The sequence below is a fragment of the Paenibacillus sp. FSL R7-0345 genome (assembly GCF_038595055.1).
Taxonomy (GTDB): domain Bacteria; phylum Bacillota; class Bacilli; order Paenibacillales; family Paenibacillaceae; genus Paenibacillus_AQ.
On sequence record NZ_CP152002.1, the window covers coordinates 6,720,824 to 6,744,995 of the forward strand.

18 protein-coding genes are annotated in these 24,172 nt (G+C 54.4%); 6 read left to right on the plus strand and 12 right to left on the minus strand.

The genetic code is table 11. The features are described 5' to 3' along the window. Window positions 1–58 precede the first annotated feature (58 nt). Window positions 59–1,036 (plus strand): LacI family DNA-binding transcriptional regulator, encoded by a 978-nt coding sequence (locus tag NST84_RS29105; RefSeq protein WP_342563484.1) that lies wholly within the window; start codon window positions 59–61, stop codon window positions 1,034–1,036. 1,140 nt (window positions 1,037–2,176) lie between these two features. Here NST84_RS29105 and NST84_RS29110 read toward each other — a convergent pair. The 6 genes from NST84_RS29110 to NST84_RS29135 form a co-directional block, all read right to left on the minus strand. Continuing rightward, window positions 2,177–2,329, minus strand: a complete 153-nt coding sequence (locus tag NST84_RS29110) for a hypothetical protein (protein ID WP_342563485.1) — start codon at window positions 2,327–2,329, stop codon at window positions 2,177–2,179. Window positions 2,330–2,337: 8 nt separating this feature from the next. Next, a complete protein-coding gene (gene pgmB, locus NST84_RS29115; protein WP_342563486.1) occupies window positions 2,338–5,382 on the minus strand; it encodes a beta-phosphoglucomutase in 3,045 nt (1,014 codons plus the stop codon). A gap of 25 nt (window positions 5,383–5,407) precedes the next feature. Continuing rightward, complete coding sequence (locus tag NST84_RS29120; protein WP_342563487.1) at window positions 5,408–6,499, minus strand: carbohydrate ABC transporter permease; 1,092 nt, start codon at window positions 6,497–6,499, stop codon at window positions 5,408–5,410. Further along, window positions 6,500–7,615: a sugar ABC transporter permease gene (locus tag NST84_RS29125; protein WP_342563488.1), complete on the minus strand. Its 1,116-nt coding sequence runs from the start codon at window positions 7,613–7,615 to the stop codon at window positions 6,500–6,502. 200 nt (window positions 7,616–7,815) lie between these two features. Continuing rightward, on the minus strand, window positions 7,816–9,240 hold the full coding sequence (locus NST84_RS29130) for an ABC transporter substrate-binding protein (protein WP_342563489.1): 1,425 nt from the start codon (window positions 9,238–9,240) through the stop codon (window positions 7,816–7,818). 366 nt (window positions 9,241–9,606) lie between these two features. Beyond that, window positions 9,607–10,611: a LacI family DNA-binding transcriptional regulator gene (locus tag NST84_RS29135; RefSeq protein ID WP_342563490.1), complete on the minus strand. Its 1,005-nt coding sequence runs from the start codon at window positions 10,609–10,611 to the stop codon at window positions 9,607–9,609. A gap of 395 nt (window positions 10,612–11,006) precedes the next feature. Between NST84_RS29135 and NST84_RS29140 the strand changes: the two genes are divergently transcribed. The 5 genes from NST84_RS29140 to pepT all read left to right on the plus strand — a co-directional run bounded on the left by NST84_RS29140 (window position 11,007) and on the right by pepT (window position 15,726). Next, window positions 11,007–12,020: an LLM class flavin-dependent oxidoreductase gene (locus NST84_RS29140; protein WP_342563491.1), complete on the plus strand. Its 1,014-nt coding sequence runs from the start codon at window positions 11,007–11,009 to the stop codon at window positions 12,018–12,020. A gap of 474 nt (window positions 12,021–12,494) precedes the next feature. Next, the gene (locus NST84_RS29145) at window positions 12,495–13,604 is read left to right on the plus strand and encodes a hypothetical protein (RefSeq protein WP_342563492.1); all 1,110 of its coding nucleotides are present in this window, start codon (window positions 12,495–12,497) and stop codon (window positions 13,602–13,604) included. Window positions 13,605–13,624: 20 nt separating this feature from the next. After that, window positions 13,625–14,269, plus strand: a complete 645-nt coding sequence (locus NST84_RS29150; RefSeq protein WP_342563493.1) for a sortase — start codon at window positions 13,625–13,627, stop codon at window positions 14,267–14,269. Continuing rightward, a complete protein-coding gene (locus NST84_RS29155) occupies window positions 14,266–14,472 on the plus strand; it encodes a hypothetical protein (RefSeq protein WP_342563494.1) in 207 nt (68 codons plus the stop codon). The genes NST84_RS29150 and NST84_RS29155 overlap by 4 nt, the downstream gene beginning before the upstream one ends. Window positions 14,473–14,493: 21 nt before the next feature. Next, window positions 14,494–15,726 (plus strand): peptidase T, encoded by a 1,233-nt coding sequence (gene pepT / locus NST84_RS29160; RefSeq protein ID WP_342563495.1) that lies wholly within the window; start codon window positions 14,494–14,496, stop codon window positions 15,724–15,726. A gap of 937 nt (window positions 15,727–16,663) precedes the next feature. Here the strand turns inward: pepT and NST84_RS29165 are convergent. From NST84_RS29165 to NST84_RS29190, 6 genes are all read right to left on the minus strand, one after another. Beyond that, the gene (locus NST84_RS29165; RefSeq protein WP_342563496.1) at window positions 16,664–17,800 is read right to left on the minus strand and encodes an NADH-dependent flavin oxidoreductase; all 1,137 of its coding nucleotides are present in this window, start codon (window positions 17,798–17,800) and stop codon (window positions 16,664–16,666) included. A 76-nt stretch (window positions 17,801–17,876) separates the two neighbouring features. Then, a complete protein-coding gene (locus NST84_RS29170; RefSeq protein WP_342563497.1) occupies window positions 17,877–18,251 on the minus strand; it encodes a helix-turn-helix domain-containing protein in 375 nt (124 codons plus the stop codon). A gap of 128 nt (window positions 18,252–18,379) precedes the next feature. Continuing rightward, entirely contained in the window at window positions 18,380–19,771 is a 1,392-nt protein-coding gene (locus NST84_RS29175) for a sugar ABC transporter substrate-binding protein (protein ID WP_342563498.1), read from the minus strand. 91 nt (window positions 19,772–19,862) lie between these two features. After that, window positions 19,863–21,524, minus strand: a complete 1,662-nt coding sequence (locus NST84_RS29180; protein ID WP_342563499.1) for a response regulator — start codon at window positions 21,522–21,524, stop codon at window positions 19,863–19,865. After that, a complete protein-coding gene (locus tag NST84_RS29185; protein WP_342563500.1) occupies window positions 21,499–23,262 on the minus strand; it encodes a sensor histidine kinase in 1,764 nt (587 codons plus the stop codon). The genes NST84_RS29180 and NST84_RS29185 overlap by 26 nt, the downstream gene beginning before the upstream one ends. A gap of 45 nt (window positions 23,263–23,307) precedes the next feature. Continuing rightward, complete coding sequence (locus tag NST84_RS29190) at window positions 23,308–24,144, minus strand: carbohydrate ABC transporter permease (RefSeq protein WP_342566552.1); 837 nt, start codon at window positions 24,142–24,144, stop codon at window positions 23,308–23,310. Between the last annotated feature and the right edge of the window lie 28 nt (window positions 24,145–24,172).

A 24,172-nucleotide genomic window follows, 5' to 3' on the forward strand; every position in this document is an offset into this window, starting at 1 on the left:
ACCCCGGCATCACGATAGAATAAAGCTGCTAAGAACCGCTCAGGACAGGAGGCTTAACATGCCTACAATTAAAGACGTGGCGCTAAAAGCGGGCGTCTCGGCCACGACCGTATCCCGGGTGCTGAACAACAGGGGCTATTTAAGCGAGGAACTGAAAAAGAAGGTGCTGCAGGCCATGGACGAGCTGAACTACCGCCCCAATGAGCTGGCCCGTTCACTCAGCCGTTCAAGGTCAAATATTATCGGACTGATCATTCCCAGCGTGGCCCATCCATTTTTCGGGGAGCTTACCGGCTATATTGAAGAGTATGCCTACCGCAGCGGCTGCAAGCTGCTGCTCTGCAATTCCCGGCAGGACAAGCACAAGGAGCTGGAATACATCGATATGCTGCGCGCCAGCCGGGTCGACGGCATTATTATGGGCAGCCACACACTGGAGGTGGGGGCCTACCAGCAGATGAATCTGCCTCTCGTTACCTTCGACCGGCAGATTTCGCCGGACATCCCTTATGTCTGTTCCGATAACTACCAGGGCGGTGTGCTGGCAACCAGTCTGCTCATTGAAAAAGGCTGCCGCCAGCTGGCCCATATCGGCGGCCATCCCGGCCTGAACATTTTGTCAGGCCTCCGCTTTGAGGCGTTCGCCGCTACGGCCGGAGCGCACAATATCCCGTATGCCCTGCTGCATACGGATGACAACAGCTTCGATGTCGAGGCCTACGAGCGGCTGCTGGCGCAGCTGTTCCGCGAGCAGCCCGGCACGGACGGCATCTTTGCCGGCAGCGATATTATCGCGGCCTATGCGCTCAAGGCCTGCCGCGAGCACGGCCGGCGGGTGCCGGAGGATGTGCGGATCGTCGGCTATGACGGCATCGCCCTGCGCAGCATACTCGGATCTGCGCTCAGCACCATCCGCCAGCCGATCGAGGCCATGGCCAGGCTGGCCGTCGAGCTGATCATCCGCCAGGTCCACGGCCAGCCGGTCGCCCCGCAGTATGTGCTGCCAGTGGAGCTGGAGGAAGGGGCGACGACTTGAGGGAGGAACGAATCTGACGGTAGGCGACGGTCTAACGGTGAGGTGACGGCACTGACGTTGGGGCGAAAGAGCCGACAGAAGGACGATGACCTGACAATGGGGTAACGGCACTTACGGTGGGGCGACTACTTTGACGGCTCTGTGCGGCGATCTGGCGGGACAATGAGGCAGAACCCTGACGACCTCTGCTGCGTACAACTCCATTCCAACGTCCGGGTCACCACACTGTCTGGTTCATCCCCAACGTACTGTATACGACACGCTAACGTCTCTTTCGACAGCATATGATAATTAGTCGTACATTTCGCAACCACTCCTAATTATTAGGAGTGGTTGCTTGAGTAACCAGGTGTTTAGGCAGGCGTTTGGGATGCTTCAGAACAAGTTGCGAACCAGGCTGTGGAGGCCAAATAGACTGCAACGGCTAATGAGCGGGAATGTAAAAGTGACGGAAGCCGTGCATAGGATGGCTTTGGCTGAATCAGCATCAGTTAATCGGCATCACTCTGCTGTTTCAGGCGGAAAATCAGCGCTCAACAGGAAATTGTATGCAAAAACGGCCTGTTCGGCCTCCCCTTCCGTTTCCCCTTAGAATCTAAGTGTAAAATCGCCACCTAATTCTCCCGTTTCCCCGCCCATAATAAAACTAAGTGGAAAAATGTCACTTAAAAGCTCACATCACACCGCAAAAACAGAAAACCAGCCAAATTAGATGCCGAAAATCCACTTAGATTGCTTAACCGAGCCAAAAGTGCAGGATTAAGTGCCGAATTTATACCTAATTTCTCGCAGGAACAGGGGGAGAAGCTGCATCGAAAGTTGGAGAGGATAAATGAGGCGATACGCGGATTGAAGCAGCAAAGTGGTATTACGGAGGAGCTAGTTTGTTTATTGCAGAGCGGTGTGCGGGTTATCGGGAGTGTCGTGTGTGTTGTTGCAGAACGAAATACAGGCTCATTGTTTAGCGAATGCGAGTCTTGCAGCGGGGCTTGCAGGTTAGATTGCAGGGGGATGTAGGTGTTGCTGCAGATTAGCATACTTATTCAACGAGAAGCGACATGTATGTTTACTGCAGAGTGTTATTGCAGCTGTGTCTTGCTATTCCAGCAAACTTTAATCCGCGCGGCCGAACAAAGCTCCTCAGTTGTCCTCGCCAACAAACGGGAAGCCTGCCCCCACAAACAGGTGGAGGGCAGGCTCCTTTAGTATCCTCCAGAGTACTTGCTGCTGCGTTGTCACATTCAGTGCTGTCCTTACTGCTACTGTTACTGCCACCGCTGCCCTTACTGCCACTTATCTGCTCACTCCTGCTTTCCCGCCCGCTCACTCCCCTGACCGCTGCCAGCAAACAGTGCCAGCAGCCGTTCCACCGTCAGCTCTGCGGTGGAAGACAGCAGCAGATCGGCCGCGCCGAGCTGCTGCCGGCTGCCGATGCCGACGGCGCGCATGCCGGCGGCTTTGACCGCGGTGATCCCGGCCGCCGCGTCCTCTACACCGATGCAGCCCTGCGGCGGCACTCCCAGCAGCTCCGCTGCGGTGAGGAAGATCTCCGCATCGGGCTTGCCCTTTTGCAGAGCCGCCGGATCGGCGATGGCCTGTAACCGGCTGCCGATACCGAGCCGCTGCAGAATCAGCGGCGCATTCAGGCTGGCCGAGGCCAGCCCGCAGGCGATGCCCCGCTGCGTAAGAGCATCCAGCAGCTCCGGGATTCCCGGCAGGAGATCTGCCGGCGTCAGCTGCTCCAGCAGCTGCCTGTAGCTGGCGTTTTTCCGCTCCGCCAGTGCCAGGCGCTCAGTAACGGATAGCCTAAACGGGCTGTCCTCCAGCACAATGTCCAGCGATTCCATGCGGCTCACACCCTTCAGCCGTTCGTTCTTCGCCCGGCTGAACGGGATACCCAGCTCGTCAGCCAGTGCCTGCCAGGCCTGATAATGCAGCTCGGCGGTATCGGTGATCACGCCGTCCAGATCAAAAATCACCGCCTCCAGCTGCCGGGCGAGCGGCAGGCGCACCGGCTGCTGCGGAAGCAGCAGCACAGGCTGGCCGCGGTGCTTAATCTGCAGCCCACTGCCTTCCAGCAGCGTATAAACCACTGCCTCGCCATCAATGCCGACGTCGAGCAGCTGGCCGCCGGCGGTAACCTTGAAGCGGAAGCCCTGCCACTGCTCCGGCAGCGCCGGATCGAAGCACAGCATTCCGTCCACCAGCCGCAGGCCGCCGAACCCGTTCACGATCGACATCCAGGACCCGGCCATCGCAGCCATATGCAGCCCGTCCTTGGCGTTGCGGTTAATGTCATCCAGATCCATCCGGACAGTACGGTCAAAATAGCCGTAAGCCGCAGCCAGATCGCCGATCTCGGCCGAAATAATACTGTGGATGCAGGGCGACAATGAAGAGTCATGGGTCGTCAGCGGCTCATAGTACTGGTAGTTACGGATTTTATCAACCAGACGGAACTTGTCTCCAAGCAGGAACATGGCCATGACGAGATCCGCCTGCTTCAGCACCTGATGACGGTAGATCACCAGCGGATGAAAATGCAGCAGCAGCGGGTATTTATCCGCAGGTGTATGCTCAAAATCCCATTTCTGCTTACTTAGAAAGGTGTCATCCTGGGCGTAAATGCCCAGCCCCTCATCAAACGGGATGAACATCCGGTCAGCGGCTTCCTTCCACACCTCCGCCTCCCCGTCAGTCAAGCCTATCGTCTGGCGGAGCCGTGCGTAATCCGCCGGATACTCCCTCTCCAGCAGATGGACTGTCTCATAAGCGTAAGTAAGCTGATTCTGGACTAACAGATTCGTATAGGCATTATTGTTAACAATGGCTGTATACTCATCCGGCCCAGTGATTCCGTTAATACAGAAGGCTCCGCCGCGCCCCGGATTGAAGAACCCCAGGTCCGCCCAAAAGCGCGAGGTCTCAAACAGGATTTCCGCTCCACGGCTGACCAGGAACTCCACATCCCCTGTCGCCTGCACATACTGCTTAATTCCGTAGGCAATATCGGCATTAATATGAGCCTGGGCCGTTCCTGCCGGGAAATAGGCGGAGTTCTCACTTCCGTCAATGGTGCGCCATGGGTACAGCGCCCCTTTTTGTGACAGCTCGGCCGCCCGCTCCCGCGCCTTATCCAGCGTGGCATAGCGGAATTCCAGCAGCCTCCGGGCTATCTCCGGCTGGGTGTAGGTGAAGAACGGCAGCATGTACATTTCCGTGTCCCAGAAATAATGCCCCTCATACCCTTCGCCGGTCAGTCCCTTGGCGGCAATGTTGGTTACGCCATCCCGGCCGGTAGACTGCAGCAGCTGGAACAGATTGAAGCGGATGCCCTGCTGCAGCGCCGGATCACCTTTGATTTCCACATCGGTATGTGCCCAGAACCGATCAAGATACGCGCGCTGCTCATCCGCAAGCCCGTTAAACCCGCAGCCTTCCGCCATCTCCAGCACATCTCTACTCCGCTCCCGCAGCTCCTCCTCCGGGTAATCCTTCGAGGTGTGATATGTTATATATTTCGTCAATATAACGGTTTCCCCGCGCTGCACCTCGGCCGCATAGCCGGCCGAGATGCGCTGGCCGCCCAGCTGCCGCTGCAGCTCGCGGCCAGACGCCGCCTGCAGCCTGTGGCTTGCCGCCGTCAGCAGCGCAAACCGTGTATGCCGCGTCCGCTGCCGCATCCACAATACCCCAGCGGCCTCATCATAGCCGCTGTCCTCCGGCAGCAGGCTCGGCTCGGCGCCGCCGGAGCCGAGCCGCGGATCAGCGCTGGCCTCGGACCGGCGGATTTCCCCGTCCAGCGCCGAAACAAACCGCAGCGTGCCGGCGAAGTTCAGCGCCGTCACGGCGTAATCAATCGCGGCCAGATGCTTGTGCCGCAGACAAGCCATCCGCCGGATGACCAGCTTCGCGCGGTGCCCGGCGGGCGACTCCCACTCCACCTCGCGGTGCAGGAGGCCGGTCTGCATATCCAGCCACCGCCGGAAGCTGTGCACCTTTCCGCTGTCCATCCGGAACGCTTGGCCCTCAATCTCCAGCCCGATAATCCGTGCATCCGTCACATTCAGCATCGACTGGTTGACCGCAGGCAGCCCGTAGGCTCCCTCCGGATAGACAATCGGCTCTGAGTCGTAGAATCCGTTTAAATAATTGCCGGAGACCGTTGTTCCTGCCGTTCCGTGATAGCCCTCCTCAAAATTTCCGCGCATCCCGATATAGCCGTTGCCGAGCGCAAACACGCTCTCACTGCGCTGATTATATTCCTCCTCATAGGCATCCTCACCCAGACTCCATTCCCGGTACGGGTATAGTGCAGGCGGATGCTCATATGGCTTCATCTTCATGACTGTCCTTCTCCTCCATTCGCTGTTAGCCTTTCACGGAACCGCCCATCAGCCCTCTGACAAAATACTTCTGCAGCAGGAAGAAAATGGCCAGCGGCATCAGCATCGAAATAAACGCAGCCGAGGTCAGCAGATGCCAGTCGTTGCCGCGTGAACCGACCAGATCGGCGATTTTCATCGACATGACCTGCACCGACGGCTGGTTGCCGATAAAGATCAGCGACACCAGGTAATCGTTCCACACCCAGAGGAACTGGAAGATGCCAATGGAAGCCAGCGCCGGAACGGACAGCGGCAGAATCAGTCTGCTGAATATGGTAAAATGGCTCGCCCCGTCAATAAACGCCGACTCAAACAGATCCTTGGGCAGCTGGCTGATAAAGTTATACATGAAGTAAGTAACCAGCGGCAGGCCGAATGCGGTATGCGCCAGCCAAATCCCGAGATAGCTGCCGTTCAGCCCCAGCGCCGTGTAATCCTTCAGCACCGGAATCAGGGCGACCTGAATCGGAATGACCAGCATCGCAATAATGATGACGAACAGTGTTTTACGGCCCGGAAACCGCAGCCAGGCAAAAGCATAAGCGGCAAAAGAGGCAATCAGCACCGGAATAACGGTAGCCGGGACCGCAATCGTCAGCGTATTCCAGAAAGCCTGGGATAAGCCTGTTCCCTTTTGCTTGGTTTCACTGCCGTCCGCTTCCTTCAGCGTGTACTCTTTTCCGGACAGGACATTGTTGTAATTGTCGAGCGTCAGCTCGGGGACCGTCTCCCAGCCCTGCTCCTGCACATTAATCGTGCGCGCCCGGCGGTTTTCCCAGATCAGGCGGCTGCCGCCCTCCTTCACGCCCGCCTTTAACTCATCATCGCTGTAGGTCTTGCCGTTCACCTCTATCGGTTCGCGCAGATCCACATCCTTGGACAGCTGCACCGTCTCGCCCGCCGTCCACTCCTGATGGGGGAACACCTTCCACCAGCCGGTCTGCAGAATATCTGCCGCCGGTCGGAAGGAGGAAATAAACAGACCCAGTGTCGGAAGCAGCCAGAGGAAGCAGATGACGCCAAGGACGATATTAACGAGGGTCTTGCCGCCTTTTCTTTTCTTTTTACCGACCATTTAGAATCCCCCCTGCTTGCGGAACTGGCGCAGATTAATCAGGATGACAGGCAGTACGGCGATCAGGAGCACAATGGCCAGCGTCGAGCCGTACCCGAAATTGCGGTACATAAAAAACTGCCGGTAGAACTGTGTCGCAACAACCTCTGTATCGTATTGACCTCCCGTCATCACCATGACGACGTCAAATATTTTCAATGTAAACACAATAATGGTGGTGGTCACCGTCAGAATGGTGGTGGAAATGAACGGTATCATAATGCCGAAGAAAATCTTGATTTCACCGGCTCCGTCGACGCGTGCGGCCTCCAGAATATCGTCAGGAACCCCCTTGATCGCCGCCGAGAAAATAACCATTGCAAACCCCGTCTGCATCCAGATCAGGATGACAATAAGGAAAAAATTGTTCCAGGGCTGCAGCATACTCGTCCACGCCTGCGGTTCGCCGCCGAAAAAGGTGACCATTGCATTCAGCAGTCCAATCTGCTCATTGCCCGGCTGATAATAATAGACAAACTTCCAGATGACACCCGCGGCCACAAAGGAGATAGCCATGGGCATAAAGATGATCGACTTGGCGATTTTTTCGTAGCTGCTGCGGTCGGCCAGAATAGCAATAAGCAGCCCCAGGCACACGCAGGCCAGCGTTCCGACAAATACCCACAGCAGGTTGTTGCGCAGTGCGGTGGCCATCAGCCGGTCACTGAAGATCGCCGCATAATTGCCGAAGCCGACAAACTTTTCCGAGGAGGCATTGAAAAAGCTCAGGTACAGCGTCCGCAGCGCAGGCAGGATCAGCAGCCAGCCGAGAATCAGCACCGCCGGTCCGACGAAAATAAACGGCAGTACCTTTCTGCGGATGTGATCCGGATACTGCTCAGCTGCCCAGGTCAGGGTGTAATAGATCAGATAAACGCCCAGCACGCCCCACAGCACAGCCAGCACAGCAGTCACCAGCGGGTTAAGCGTGGAATCACGGAAAAAGAGGAAGATCAGCCCGTTCACCACAATGTTCGCCAGCAGCACACCCAGTGATAACAGCACTGCCCTGACGCTGATTTTTTGCTTGGCCCGTGTACCTGCAGCTCCAGGCTTTGCTTTTATTTGCGCATCCATATTAGCTCCTCCTACTCCTATAAGACAAGTAGAAACGGCCATGCCTTCCTTTAAGGAACGGTAACCGTTTCTGCGAGAAATATAAAGATTATTGATAGCGTAAAACATATAAATTCTTATATTTAGAAAAGGAGAGGCAGGCTGCAAGCCGCTGCTGCCTGCCCCTCTTCATCGTAATAACGCTGCTGCTGTACCTGTCTCTAGTTGTTCCAGCCTGACTGAATCTGCTCCAGTGCCTGATCCAGCGTCGCCGTTCCGCTTACATAGTCAGTCATACCTTTCCAGAACGTACCCGCACCCACCTTGCCCGGCATGAGGTCAGAGCCGTCAAAGCGCAGGGTCGAGGCTTCCTGCACCAGCTGGGCCATCCGGCGGTCAGACTCCGACTGGTACCAGTCAAGCGATGCATCATTCATAGGAGCAACCACGCCGCCCGACTGCACCCAGGTCTTGATTGATTCACCAGTGGTGAAGAACTCCATTACTGCACGCACTTCCGGACGGTCATTGAACATGGCGTAGATGTCACCTGCTACAAGTACAGGCTTGCCATACTGCTCATCGATCGGCGGCAGGTAGAACCAGTCATAATCCACGTCCACCTTGGCGGTTTCCGGGAAGAAGCTGGTGATAAAGTTGCCGATCAGGTTGAACCAGGCTTTTGGCGGATTCTCGAACATCGGCTTTGGCGCATCCCCGAACGCGGTAGTTACAATGGATTTGGCGCCGCCGTACACATAATCCTCGTTAAGCCAGATTTTTGACATAATCTCCACAGCGTTCTTCACTTCAGGAGAGGTAAACGGCAGCTCCCCGCTGACCCATTTGTCATAATTCTCAGGCGATGTTGTGCGCAGCATGATATTTTCGACCCAGTCTGTTGCCGGCCAGCCGGTAGCCGCACCGCTCTCAATCCCGATCGCCCAGGCCGGATCTCCGTCTTTGGCAATCTGCTCGGTGAGGGCCATCAGCTCATCCCACGTCTGCGGGACAGTGTAGCCTGCATCGTCAAACTGCTTTTTCGGATACCAGACCAGACTCTTTACATTGCTGCGGTTCCAGATCCCGGCCATAATTTTGCCGTCTTTACCGTCCATTGTGGACATATCCAGCCAGCTCTGATTGTAGTTTTTCTTCAGCTTCTCCTGATCCAGTACGCCTGTCAGGTCAACCACCTTGCCGGTCTTGGCAATGGAAGCAAGCAGTCCCGGCTGCGGGAAGTCAGCGATGTCGGGCGCATTGCCGCCGTCAACGCGGATATTAATGGTCGCTTCAAACTCCTTGGAACCTTCGTACTGGATATCTATCCCGGTTTTTTCTTCAAATTCCTTAATGCTGCTTTCGAACTTCACCTGATCCGCATCCACGAACGGTCCGAACATGGTGACCTTGGTTCCTTTGTATTCACCCTTAAGCGCTAATTCAAGCGGAGATCCGGCAGCCGCAGGCTCTGCACTTTTTGTCGGTTCCTGGTTGTTATCTGCTGTTGGTGCTGCCGTAGCAGCCGGAGGATCAGTTGGTGCCGCATTATTGCTGTTATTCCCGCCGCATCCGCTCAGCAGCATAGTGAAGGATAAGCACAGCACCATGGCTAGCGACAGTTTACGTCCTGGAGCTTTTTTCATTTGTTTATACATCCCCTTATAATTGAAATAGAGACTGCATTATGCCCTGACCTCTCCCGGAATTTACGGCCTCCGGCTGCTGATTCACCTCCTTGATAAGGTTTCAGAAATGATGTATGCGTTCCCAATTATATTCTCTTGATGTATTTTTGCTTTTCTGAAATAGATCGTTCACGGATAGTCTTTTAAACAGGAGGCGTCAATATCACAATTAGCCAAAATTTTGCGGAAACGGGGGAAACCTCTTACTTTAAGCGGTTATATTAACGGTTGGGACTTGAAAAGCTTTTCACATTAAAGCGGAAACAGCCGGGCCACCATACTTATAATTACCGCGGCGGTGTTTCATGAGCATGCGGCCAGCGTTCATTTTTCCCGGGAGGATTCTCTTACAATCAGCCTATGCTCCATTTTTTCTTTCATTACAGCAACATCACCTGTACTCAGCAGCTCATGCAGCTTCTCGGCAGCCCGGTAGCCCAGCTGATAAATCGGCTGCGCGATCGTCGTCAGCTTCGGAATGAACATCCCTGACATCCGCAGGTTGTCGAACCCGATAACGGATACCTGCCCCGGCACGAGGATATTCCGGTCCTTCAAATACGAAATCGTACCCATTGCAAATTCATCAGCTACACAGAACACAGCACTAAGCTCCGGGTAATCGGTGAACAGCTCATGTGCCGCCTGATAGGCGTGTTCAAAACGGTGGTTAGCGTATCTGATTTTTCCGGTATTCCGCTCCAGCCCGCATTCCGTCAGTGCCCTGATGAACCCGGCAGCACGCGGCGGCCCGGACACGGAATTATCGTGGTTGAAGCCGATCATCCCGATCTCCCTGTGCCCCAGCTCTATCAGGAACTTTACAGCATCATACGCAGCCAGCTCATCATCTACCTCAACGGATGGAACCTCGAACTCATCGGAATGGGACGACACCAGCACAAACGGAATCCTGCAATCCGTCAGCTTCTCGTAATATTCCGGGTACAGCACATCACTGGCGAACACAATCCCGTCCACCTGCTTCTCATGGAACGTATCAATGTAGGACAGCGTGCGCTCCATCTCGCGGTCGGTATTGCAGATCATCAGGCTGTATCCAAGCTTAATGCATGCATCCTGCATCCCGCGGATGACACCGGCAAAATACAGATTCTCAATATCCGGTATCAGCAGCCCCAGCGTATTCGATTTCTTGTAAATCAGGCCGCGGGCAAACGCGTTTGGCTGATACTTCAGCTCTTTAATAGCCTCAATAACCCTGTTTCGCTTGCTCGGCACAACGGTCTCAGGCGCGTTCATTACACGGGACACCGTACTGATCGACACCTCCGCCAGCCGGGCAACATCCTTAATTGTTGGCTTCATAGGCTAACTTCCTTTTTTTAGAAAAGCTTTTCAAGGCGATTATAGCAGGGCTCCCGGATATTGACAATAGTAAAATTGTAGCGCTTACATTATTTTTTTCTGCTGCATTTTTTGATATGCACAGCTCATTCCAGGAATGTCTGGATCAAAGCCGCCCGGTTCCGCTTCTATCCGGCAGATGATTGTATTCTTCAGGCAGGCTCTTTATGAAAAGGTTATCAAAAGCAATTTCCAGGCTATGCTTCTGTTGTATCTACTTCCCGGCTGCCACAAGCTTACTTAAAGTGTGTAAATATTATTATTTCATGTTATAATTTTCGGGTAGATTTATTTATAGCTGCAAATACTGCTGTAAGCTTATAAATTGCTTAATTCTCATCACTGGAGGGATTATTGTGAAGCAACTGCGGGATCTTTCATTCTCCGTGCTGGACCTCGCTCCGATTGTAGAGGGCGGAACAGCGGCGGATTCACTGCAAAATACACTGGATTTGGCACGCCATGCTGAAGAGTGGGGCTACCTCCGCTACTGGCTGGCGGAGCATCATAATATGACTGGCATCGCCAGCTCGGCTACTTCTGTCGTTATCGGACATGTGGCCGCAGGAACTACAAGCATCCGCGTCGGCTCAGGCGGAATCATGCTCAGCAACCATGCGCCGCTGATGATTGCCGAGCAATTCGGGACGCTGGAATCGCTGTTCCCGGGGCGTATCGACTTAGGTTTGGGCAGAGCGCCCGGCTCTGACCAGGCAGCGGCAAGAGCGCTGCGGCGCGGCCTCGGCAGCGACGGCAGCGAATTTCCTGAGCAGCTGAGCGAGCTTAGAGCCTACTTTGACCCGAATGGCGCCGGTTCGCGTCCGCTCGGGGTGCGTGCTACACCCGGCGAAGGGCTGAATGTGCCAATCTGGCTGCTCGGTTCCAGCGGCTTCAGCGCCCAGCTGGCAGGCCAGCTTGGTTTGCCGTTTGCTTTTGCCAGCCATTTTGCCCCGGATTATCTGCTGCCGGCGCTTCATCTGTACCGCAGCAGCTTCAAGCCGTCCGCAGTGCTCGATAAGCCGCATGTTATGGTCGGCCTCGGCGTTACCGCCGCTGATACAACTGCCGCCGCACGCTGGCTCGCTACTTCGCAGCAGCAGCAATTCCTGAACATCATCCGCGGCCGTACCGGCAAGCTTCAGCCTCCGGTTGACGACATGGAGCCGCTGTGGTCGCCGCAGGAAAGAGCCATGCTGCTTGATAAGCAGAAATATTCTATTGCCGGTGATAAAGCCTATCTCAAAGAGCGTCTTCTGCAGATTCTGGAAGAAACCGATGCTGATGAATTCATCGTTGCTTCCCAGATCTACGATCACACTGCACGTCTGCGTTCCTATGAACTGGTAGCAGAGCTTTTCAAAGAAAACTAAATCTGTAGTTTTCCCGGGTTAGTCAGCAAGGCAATTATGAGGAGCAGGAACCCTAACAGGTTCCCTCCCTTAATTGTTTTGCTTTTTTTGTGTCCTGCCGATCCCCTTGTTCTCAATAAAATACAATATAGCAAGTAATAATTAGAGAAATAATTTAAATGCAGCAGTTATACGGAGGTAAGCTGGCATTATTTTTAATTAAAGGCTATTTTTAAGCCCATATAGTCGTTTATAGCGTTTTTATTTATTTACTTTATTGATTATACTGTAGTTATTCGTTATAACGAACATACATACTTTTGCATTCACTTATCTGTTTTGAATTCGTTTTTATACGCTGACCTTTCCGGAAAAATAGTGGTACTCCAAAATACCACTCCATTCGACAGGCAGTGGAGAAATAACGGAACACAGGCGTTTTTTTGTCGAGCTGTGCGGAAGCAGCATGGCGTTCCAGAAGAAAGGGGGCGGCAGGTGAAAAAGAAGGTTCCTATCGCCATTATTGGCGCGTATATCTTGTTTGTAGTAACCGGCGTTATCTGGCATGCCGGAGGAGTAAGCGCAGAGGATACGATCAAGCTCACAGTCAATTCCCACATTACAAGCACAGCGGCAATGGGCAACATGCAGCCGGGGGATACGGGCTCGTCAGAGTATACAGTGATTAACGAAGGATCGGAGCCGTTTGAGTATTTTGTAGACTTTGCCTTTGTCTCGGGAGACGCTGACCTGTACGATATCCTGCAAATGAAGCTGCAAAAAGAGGGAGTAACGCTCTACTCGGGAGTAATGAGCAAGGCTGAAGGAAGGGTGGCCATCGGCTCACTTCCGGGAGGAGGAAGGGAAGCCATTCAGATGGATGTCATTTTCCCGGCCGAGGCAGGAAATGAGTTTCAGGGGAAGGCGGTCAGTGTGGCCTTTAATTTCACTGCTTCTGCTGCTCCGCAGCCGACAACGGGCCCTAGCCCGACGCCGGCCGTGTCACCGGAGCCAACATCATCAGCCAGCCCGGTACCTTCTGCCTCTGCTTCACCTGAACCGACTGGGGGGCCAAGCAGCACACCTGCAGCAACGGCAACACCAACAGCAACTCCGGCACCATCGGCTGCTCCGACCGTAACGCCATCGGAAACAGCTTCACCTACGGCAACACCTTCTCCAGCCGCAACTGATTCACCAACAGCAACTGCATCACCTACGGCAACTCCTGTTATCACCTCATACCCGGGTGGCATTCAGACTCCGGTGCCTTCAGCCGCAACACCATCGGCTACACCATCGGCTACACCTGGAAGCGGTGAGGTAACTGTAACAGATCCGCCTGTTCCACTGGGCGAGGGGGATGGCGATACCGGTGAAGCCTTACCGTCTCCAGGCCCGGGCAGTGTCGATGCCGGAAGTACCGCTGCACCTTCTCCAGCTCCGGAAGTTGTGATTGACGATGAAGAGCTTCCGCTCTCCGGACCGGACGGCGGCGATGAACTGCCTGACACCGCGGAGCCTTGGTATAACCTGATTCTGATCAGCATGGCAGTCGGCATTCTAAGTATCATCCTGCTGCGCAGGCTGAACTCGAAGAAATAACAAAAGCAGGGGGAGAGAGTATGAAGCAGCGTCCGGGGATTGCTATTGCCGCGGTACGTCTGGTCTTCATACTCTCTTTGTGTGTACTGCTGTATTCCGTATTTCAGATCCTGAAGGCTCCCGCGGAAGCGCGTCAGGCGCTCGATGAATGGGAAAAAAAGAGGGAGGAAGCCCTTCAGCCCGTTATCCAGGAGGATGAAACGCCCCTGCCGGCAGAAATGGTGGCTCTCCCCCCGGCAACAAAGAACACCAAGCCGGAGTATGCCAACGGGGAGGTTATCGGGGAGATTTACTTTCCGGCGCTGGAACGAAGAGTCGCAATTCTTGAGGGCACACAGCGGGCACAGCTGAAAAAGGGTGCCGGACATTATGCCGGGAGCGCTGCAATCGGCGCAGACGGCAACAGTGTACTCGCCGGCCACCGGGATACGGTGTTCCGCGGAATCGGAAACCTCAAGAAACATGACTTAATTGAGGTGGAGACGGTGGACGGAACGTTCATTTATGAGGTGACAGGCAGCACGATCGTAGACGGGGAGGCGCGGGGAGCGATTAAGCCAAGCAGTACCCCCGTGCTTACACTGATCACCTGCTATCCATTCGGCTACGCCGGTCCGGCACCAGAACGGTATCTTTTGTCCGCTTCGCTTATCGGAGCGAAGTGAACGGCTGCACCGGTCCGGAATTAAGCGGGCATGTGGAGCAGCAGGCAGAATCCCCGCAAAAGATGAGTCCCGGCCAGGAACATGTTACTATAGTACTGCGGCAGGCAGAAGCAGCGGCTGTACCGGATACATTCCGGACAGCCTGCTTTTGCGGCAATTATCAGGCTTATGTACGGGGCATCCTGTACTTAGATGTTATATAAAGAAGAGGAGATGACTTACCTGTGAAGGATGAACTGATCAAGCGGTTTGTTTCGTATGCGCAGATGGATACCCAGTCGAATGAGGAGAACGATACCTGCCCTTCTACTCCGGGACAAATGGAGCTGGCCCGCAAGCTGGTGGACGAGCTGCTGGAGCTGGGATTAACCGAGGTTACAGTGGACAATCATGCTTATGTGATGGCAACTCTGCCCGCTAACACCGACAAGGAAGTTCCGGTAATCGGATTTCTGGCCCATCTGGATACGGCAACTGATTTTACCGGCACCCATGTAAAGCCCCAACTTGTCGAAAATTATGACGGCGGCGACATCGTGCTGAACAAGGAACTGAATATTGTCCTGTCTGCGGACAGCTTCCCGGAGCTGCCTGAATACAAAGGGCATACCCTGATTACAACTGACGGTACTACACTGCTTGGCGCAGACAACAAGGCAGGAATCGCCGAAATTATGACGGCCATGGCTTACCTGATCGCCCATCCCGAAATCAAGCACGGTAAAATCCGGGTGGCCTTCACTCCCGACGAGGAGATTGGACGCGGACCGCATAAATTCGATGTCGCCGCTTTTGGCGCCAGCTATGCTTATACTGTAGACGGGGGAACGCTTGGTGAGCTGGAATATGAGAGCTTCAACGCCGCTGCCGCCAAAATCACCTTCAAAGGCGTCAACGTCCACCCCGGAACCGCTAAAGGCAAAATGGTACACTCCTCCAAAATCGCGATGGCCTTCCACCTCAGACTGCCTGCCGGCGAAGCGCCTGAATTTACTGACGGCTACGAGGGCTTCTACCACCTGATCTCCATGCAGGGTACGGCGGAGCAGAGCAAGCTGGCTTATATTATCCGTGATTTTGACCGCGCAAGCTTCGAGAACCGTAAAGCGAATATCTCCTCTATTGTCGAGGAATTCAAATCTACTTACGGCGATGAAAACGTGCTGCTGGAGATGAACGACCAGTACTACAATATGCGTGAAAAAATCGAGCCGGTCCGCCATATCGTCGACATCGCCCACGAAGCAATGGAAAACCTCGGCATCACACCGGTAATCCGCCCGATCCGCGGCGGCACCGACGGCTCGCAGCTGTCCTATATGGGACTGCCTACGCCGAATATTTTTACAGGCGGCGAGAACTTCCACGGCAAATTCGAGTACGCTTCGGTCGACGTTATGCTGAAGGCTGTAAATGTAATCGTAGAAATCGCCAAGCTGTTTGAGCAAAAAGCCTAATTACCACCCGGCATACGGCAGCTGGTTAAAGCGCCGGTTCATTTCATGGTGCAGCAATTATGCGGCAGTTGTGCAGCATTTTCAGATGTACAAACTCGGCTTGAGATATAAAAACAGCCCCCGGCAGAAGCGGATGCTTTTGGCCGGGGGCTGTTTTGTGTGCTAATTTATTTTTTCTGAGGAGCTCCCTCTCTGCGTCTGTTACCCGGGGCCTAAGACTGGCAGGAACCCGGAACCAATGGGCAGAGCTGATGCCGGACCACCTGTAACATGCCAAAATCAGCACTCCGGCAAGCTATCGGCACCATTAGTGGGATTTTTCCCTTTAATCCAACACTTTTGAGCCGCCAACGGCGCTATTAGTGGGATTTTTCCCTTTAATCCGCGACTTTTGAGCCGCCAGCAGCGCTATTAGTGGGATTTTTCCCTTTAGTTCGCCACTTTTGGGCCGTCAACGGCGCTATTAGTGGGATTTTCCCCTTTAATCCAACACTTTTGAGCCGCCAACGGCACTATTAGTGGGATTTTTCCCTTTAGTTCGCCACTTTTGGGCCGTCAACGGCACCATTAGTGGGATTTTTCCCTTTACTACATTACTTCGGAGCCGCCAGCAGCGCTATTAGTGGGATTTTTCCCTTTAGTTCGCCACTTTTGGGCCGTCAACGGCGCTATTAGTGGGATTCTTCCCTTTAGTTCGCCACTTTTGGGCCGTCAACGGCGCTATTAGTGGGATTTTTCCCTTTACTACACCACTTCGGAGCCAACAACGGCGCTATTAGTGGGATTTTCCCCTTTAATCCAACACTTTTGAGCCGTCAACGGCACTATTAGTGGGATTTTTCCCTTTAATCCACTACTCTGGGACCGCCGTCACCGGCGCCACTCGTTCCGCCGCCAAAGCCTCAACGCTAGGCCGGCGCACGGAACCGCCCGCTCCTTACCCCTTCAGCGGCAGCCAGCCCGGTGTGTTAACAAGCGCGCCCCAAAGCGGGTCCGGGATGACCAGCTCAGCCTGGGCTGTGGTATCCAGCTCGGTCGCGATGTCGCCGGCGCGGCCTTCGGCAAGCTTCTGCACATAGTCAGGATCGATCAGCAGCGGGCGGCCGAGTGCCACCAGCTCAATGCCTGTATCCAGGCTCTTAAGCGCATCTTCCGGCTTGTATAGCGAGCCGACGCCGATGACCGGCACAGCACCGCCCACGCGTCCGACAATCTGTTCGATTCTCGGACGTGCGTCTTCCGTACCGCGGCGCGGCAGCGACCACAGCTCCATCAGCGAAGCATGCAGGTAGTCCAGACCTTCCTCTTTGAGCGCATCAATCAGCGCGAACGTCTCAGCCATTGTAATTCCCGGTGTTTCCGGTTCTTCCGGCGAGAAACGGTAGCCGACGATGAACGGAGAGGAGGCGTACTCGTTCACAACGCGTTTTACTTCACGCAGAACAGCCAGCGGGAAGCTCAGTCGGTTCTCCAGGCTGCCGCCCCAGCGGTCTTCGCGCCGGTTGGAATGCGGCGAGAAAAACTGCTGCAGCAGATAGCCGTTTGCGCCGTGAATCTCCACGCCGTCAAAGCCGGCCTCAATGGCCCGGCGGGTAGTTGCGCCGAAGTCAGCGATGATTACTTGAATCTCTTCATCGGTCAGCGTGCGCGGCGCAGGTCCCTGGCCGCCGCCCGGCAGCTCTGCCGGAACATCGCTGGCGCTGACGGTCTGCCCGTCCGGCAGCAGCTCCGGCGGACACTGGCGTCCGCCGTGGAAAATCTGCAGCACGGCCTTGGCACCTTCACCCTTAATCGCAGATGCCAGCTCGCGCAGGCTCGGGATCAGCTCGTCGCGGTCTCCGCCGAACTCCCCGTGGAATCCTTTGCCGCCCCGGCTAACGTACACACAGGCCGTGATGACCATACCTGCACCTTTGGAGCGGCGGATATAGTAGTCCAGTTCCGGCTTGGAGACCGTACCGTCCTCATTGGAAGAAAAGTTAGTCATAGGCGCCATAACCACGCGGTTACGCAGAGTAATCCCATTAGTAAATGCATACGAGTCCAGCAGCGGACGATAATCAGTTTGCAGCATCTCGGACAATCCCTCCATTATTTGTATCTATATCATTTACACTAACACTACAGCTTGTCATTGCACGGGGTAACAGCTACTCTACAGCCTGGCTGTTATTTTTCCAGACCACATTGTTCCCGTAATCTTTACCCCAGTCATACATCATCCGAAGCACAGGCAGCAGACTTTGCCCGTAATCCGTCAAGGAGTATTCTACTCTCGGCGGGACCTCGGCATACACTTTTCTTAATACAAGCTGATCTTCCTCCAGCTCGCGGAGCTGGTTGGTCAGCATTTTTTGCGTAATATGGGGAATGAGCTTCTTCAGCTCGCTGAAGCGTTTGGTGCCTTCAAGGCCCAGATGCCACAGGATGATCAGCTTCCACTTGCCGCCGATAACGGCGAGCGTAAGCTCCTTCTCGCAGTTAATTTCCTGCAGATTGATACGGTCTTTAATTTCCGTTGCCAAGGTATGCGGCCCCCTTTCATTCTTCCCTATCATACTACAAAACACCCGGCCCCCGCACATCACTGCCACATTCGCCGCCGGTATGCAAAAAGACCGCAGGCCCGGGGCCCGCGGTCTTCTTTACAGATTTATTCAGTAACAAGGCTTCCCTGCAGGTCGGCTGCACTGAAGTCCGGCTGTGCTTCAACGGTCGTGTCGCCCGCAGCAACCGCTTTTTCCAGCGCTGCATTGTAACGGGTATTCAGATCCTGAATTTCTTTATCAAGGTCTCCGCCGGTGAAGATGTATCTGTTGAACACGTCCATCTTCTTGGTTCCTTCCAGACGTCCTTCAGTAGCACCGAATGGAGTGGCCGGATAGATTCCGTCGAATTTGGTCGGCAGGAAGTACTCGATGCCCGGAATATCCGGCGCCTTGGCTGCAGCAGCTACAGAAGGAATAACGGAAACACCGTATCCGCCTTCCTGATAGGCGGTCTGCACGTCATCACTGTACATCCATTCAATGAACTTCCAGGCTGCTTCCTTGTTGGCCGAATCCTTGCTCATCGCCAGATAGCTTCCGGAGATAACCTGGCTGACACCGTTCTGCTGGCCGTCGATGGTCGGCGGCAGCGCGGCTGCCCAGCGGATTTCGGTCGGGAACTGGGTTTTGTACACGCTTGGTTCTACAGAGTGGTTGAAGTACATGCCGATTTTGCCTTGAGCGAACTGTGCGCGCAGCGGGTCAATATCGAGCGACTCGGAGCCCGGCATCATGCTGCCGTCTTCAACGATCTGGCGCAGTGCCTCAAGGGTCTCCTTATACATACCGAAGTCGAATTGTCCGGTCTGGAAGTTGAAGCCCTCTTGTCCTTCGGTTTTGCTCAGGGTTGTAATCGGGTGGGCAATCCGCTCAAAGCCGCTGCCGCTCTTGAAGTTGCCGGCAAGTCCATAAGCGCCTTCAGCCTTGCCTGCCTCGGTAATCTTCTTGGCATCCTCAACCATTTCTGCCAGTGTAGTCGGCGGCTCGGTAATACCTGCTTTCTCGAACAGGTCAACGTTGTAGATCAGGCGCCAGAACTGGCCGATATTCGGCAGGGTGTAGATTTTGCCGTCAACTGTATTTTTTTCATTAATAAGAATGCTCTCGAACCGGCTCTTCATTTCCGGCGTAATGTACTCGTCAAAGGACTCAAGGTAGCCCTTCTTCACCCATGTCGGCACGTTACCTGTATCCACACGCAGAATATCCGGCGCCTGTTTACTTGAGAAAGCAATATCCACGGATTGGGCGTAGTTGTCAGCCATCACTTTAAATTCAATATCTACATCGGGATTGAGACCCTCATACTCACTAATCTTTTGTTCAATAAAATCGGAATCATGACGGTCAATCGACCAGTACACCAGCTTAGTCTGTTCAGCGGCTGTGTCGCCGCCTTCCGCCTCAGCATTTGTATTAGCAGATGATGAGCATCCGGCAAGCGCCCCCGCCAGCAGCAGCGAAGCACCGGTTAGCATCCATTGATTTCTTTTCATCTAAAAAACCTCCCTTTTATGTTTGTAATCGCATTCATTTCATATAAAAATTATAAAATGACTGCCCTGTTGTAAGTGAAGGGGAAAACAACTATTCAGGGGAGACGAAATCACTGTTTCCTCGCTGCACAGCCGAAGTGTATTTGGAGCGGAAGTCGGTGGGCGTCATGCCGGTATACTTTTTGAACAGCTCGGTAAAATAAGGCCGGTCCTCATAGCCCAGAGAGACAGCGATATCCTGCACCTGCATTCCTTCGAGCACCAGCTCTTTGGCCTTCTCCATTCTGCGGCTGATGATATACTGGGCCAGCGTCATGCCGATCTCCTTCTTGAACAGGTTGGAGAAATAACTGGGACTGAGGTGCACCTCTCTCGCACAGTCAGCAACAGCCAGGTTGCGGTGCAGATTGCCGTTAATATAAGCGATAGCCCGCTCTACCAGTACACGCGCATCACTGGTCTGGCGGATTTGCAGATAGGCACAGCCCTGGCGGCAAAACTCGCGGATCTGCCTGCGCAGCTCCTCAAAGGAGGCGGCCCCGTTCATCTCGGCCAGCTTCTTTTCCAGTATTTTGACTTCACTGTCCGAAGCTTTATCAGAAAAGACGCGGTGGATCGAATGCGCCAGCTCCAGACACATCGTCTTGACGATGGCCGGGTCAGGCAGGACAGGAGAGCTTACCCATTCGTTCCAGATGCCGTCCAGCTGTTCCTCTGCTTTGGCCAGATTGGCTGAACGCAGGCAATAAAGCAGCTCCTTCTCTTTATCGTAGGAATATCTGGGCAGCGCTGCGTCCGCCTCCGGCGATTCCACATAGCGGTAGACGCTGTTGCCCCCGGTCAGAAACGTATTTGTCAGCGCAGACATGGCCTGGGCGTACGATACCGACAGCTGTCCCGCTTCTTCAACATCTCCGCCCAGCCCGATCGACACTGTCTGATAGGTATGCCTGCAGACATTCTCGCGGCACTTCTCGGCCAGCTGCTCCGCGTCAAGCGTAGCCGGCGGATTCATGACAATTACGAACTGGTTAACATGCTCTCGGAATACAATACCCTGGGTGTAAGCGGCAATCGTCTCCTGCAGAATGTTCTGCACCGCAAACCGGATCAGCTCAACCTCAGATACAGGCATTGAAGCCGTCCGGTCGGCAAAAAAGTCAATCTCCGCTGCCATCACGCAAAAGCCGCTGCGCTTCATCTGAATCGCATAGAAATCCCACTGCTGGCTGAGATGCTGCTGCCTGCTGCCGTAACGGATCAGAAGGCGCATGTACTCCTGGCGCAGATAAGGCATACTTTCCCGCAGCTTCTGCTCCATTCCCCGCATCTGCTCAGCCTGGGAGCGCTCGCGTTCCAGTACCTCTTTGGCCTTCAGGACCGATTCCAGCACCTGCGGCCGGGTAAACGGCTTGACGATCAGGTCGAACGCCCCCAGCTTCACGGCCTCCTGGGCGTATGTGAAGTCTGAATAGCCTGTCAGAAAAATCAGCTTGATCTCCGGCTGCTCGGCCAGAATCGTCCGCATCATCGCCAGCCCGTCAGTGAAGGGCATGCGGATGTCGGTCAATACAATATCAGGCCGGTGCTTGCGGATCTCTACCAGCCCTTCCTCTCCGTTGGCCGCCGTTGCGGCCACCGTAATACCATGCTCCTCCCAGGGAATCCGCTGTGACAGGCCGCGGACAACTGCCGGGATATCATCGACTATGCATAATTTAACGGGATCAGCGTGCTTCAGGATAAACTCCACCTTCCATTGGAATCGAGAGAACCGCTTCGGTCTCAATCAGCGGGGTGCTGCGGAAAAATAATCCGCCCTCCCTGCCGTAATACAGCTGCAGACGGCTGCAGATATTGGTCAGGGCATAACCGCCGCTGCTGGCCGGTTCCTTCAGTCTGGCATTCAGCCTGTCGGCATCCATGCCTGACCCGTTGTCGGTAACCCTGATTACAAGCTCCTGTCCTTCCATAGCTACAGCGATGGCAATCCTTCCTCCGCCCCGCAGCTCCTTCAGCCCGTGCAGAATGGAATTTTCCACAAGCGGCTGAATAATAATCTTCAGCACAGGAAGTTCCAGCAGCTCGGGTGCGCATGTTATCGTATAATCAAACAGCCCCTCATAGCATTGCTGCTGCAGGTTCAGATACTGGCGGACATGCTCCAGCTCCCGGCCCAGCGTAGTAATCTCCTGCCCGTTGTTCAGTCCAAGCCGGAACAGGGCGGACAGCGAAATCACCATCTGCTTCACATCCTCATACTCATCCATTTCACATTTCCAGAAGATTGTATTAAGCGTGTTATATAAAAAGTGCGGCTCGATCTGCGCCTGCAGCGTCTTGATCTCCGCCTTGCGCTTCTCCTTCTCCGTATCCTTAACTTCCACAATCAGCTCGCCGATCCGGTCCAGCATCTGGTTGAATTTACGTCCGGCATCGCCGATTTCATCCTGGAACGGACTTTCGAAGCGGGCGCCCAGATCCTCTTGCTCTACCCGGGACATCGTCTTCTGCAGCTTCAGCAGCGGCCCGAGCAAGAGGGCCGACAGGGTTCTGGACAGCAGCAGGGCAATGACGACACAGGCCGCCATAATCATCAGCACCAGCCACTGGATGCTGCGCACCGGCTGCAGCAGCTCTTTTTTGGACAGATAGCTGACCAGCAGCCAGTCATCGGCATAACCTGATTCAGCATAGCTGACCAGCATCGTGCCGCCCCCTGCCGGATACTCAAAGTTACCGCTGTCCGCCTCCAGCAGCCTGTCCATAAAGCCTGCCGAGCGCGACCATTCCGGCCGTTCATTATCCCCGAAGACGCTGTCCCCGGATTTGTTGATCAGCATAAACTTGGCGCTGCCGAGACTCGCGCCCCCGCTGACGGTATCCTCCAGGATATCCTCCTTCACATTGACGGCAAGGAACACATCGGGCACATAATTCTCCGTCAGCGGCTGCAGCAGCAGGGAGATAACCTGATGCTCCCCGGCGAACAGCTCGTCGCGGTGGCTCTCCATCCAATTAGACTCCGGATTGTCCCTGATCCGCTGATACAGCAAAGACTCCATAAATGGAGTCGCCGTTCTGCGCAGATTCCCGGCGGAATAGAAATCTCCGCCGGGAGTACTGATCAGGATCGATTCAATGGAATTCTCCGTCAGCTCCGCCTGGGTAAAGGGGTTCTGCAGCACAGAGAAATTGGCAAAGTACCGGTCTATGTTATTCGCTTGTACATCTCTTATCATCTGCTTATAGGCATCGCTCAGCATGATTGTCGAGGAAGCCACTATAATCTGCTTCAGCTTCTGGTCAAGCACATTAACCGACTGGTTCAGCACATTGCGGTTCAGGTCGGTGGAGTTGCGCTCCATGGCCCGCGAAGCAATCGAATAGGCTCCGAAGCCCGTTATAGTGATGCAAAAGACTGTCAATGCGGTGAAAGACAGCCATATTCTTTTCCTCAGTGAGGTCCGGTACAGCCAGGTTTTCAGCATATTTCCCATCCTTTGCCGGCTGGCTGCCGGGAGCGTGAGGTTATTCTAACCCTTAACGGAGCCAGCGGTCATCTGCATGAATGATTTGTTGGCAAAAATATAAACGATAATCATCGGCAGCATGGACAAGCATGCGCCGGCAAGCATTAATTGCGGCTGGGCCGCATCCCCGACACCGTACTTCAGGCCGGCCAGACCTACAGTCAGCGTCTGCAGGGCAGGCTGGGTCATCGTAAAGACTAGCGGCAGGATGTATTCGTTCCAGGCACCGCGGAAGGTCCAAAGCGCGGTAACGCCCAGCGCCGGCGTCAAGAGCGGCAAGATAACCCGAAAGTATACGCTATAGAAGTTACAACCGTCAATGAACGCCGCTTCGTCGAGCTCCTTCGGAATGGCCCGGACAAAGCCGATCAGCATGAAGAAGGCTGTCGCATGGGCGCTGATCAGGATGATGATGACGCCCCAGAGCGATTTTTGCAGATTAAGCGCGACCATGAGATCAAACTGCGGGCGGAGCACAACAGCACCGATCGAGATGAACAGGGTGCAGGACTGGATGACAACATACGCCCGTTTTCCGTAGAAATCCACTCTCGCCACTGCATAAGCAGCCATTGTTCCGATTAACAGAGTGCCTATTGTAGTGAAGGTACTGATGAACATGCTGTTCCAGGTGAACCTTGCAAAATTAGCCGAGGTCCAGGCCTGGGTGAAGTTCTCAAATTTCCACTCCCGCGGCAGCAGCGAGGTTCCTGTCGTCAGCTCCAGATTCGATTTCAGTGATCCGAAGAAGGCGAGAATAATGGGAAAGAGTGCGAAGCCCGCCACCAGCAGCAGGAAGATCCACAGCAATACCCGGGACAGCAGCGCCTTTGATTTTATTGTAGTGGCAGGAGTTGAAGCTAGTTTA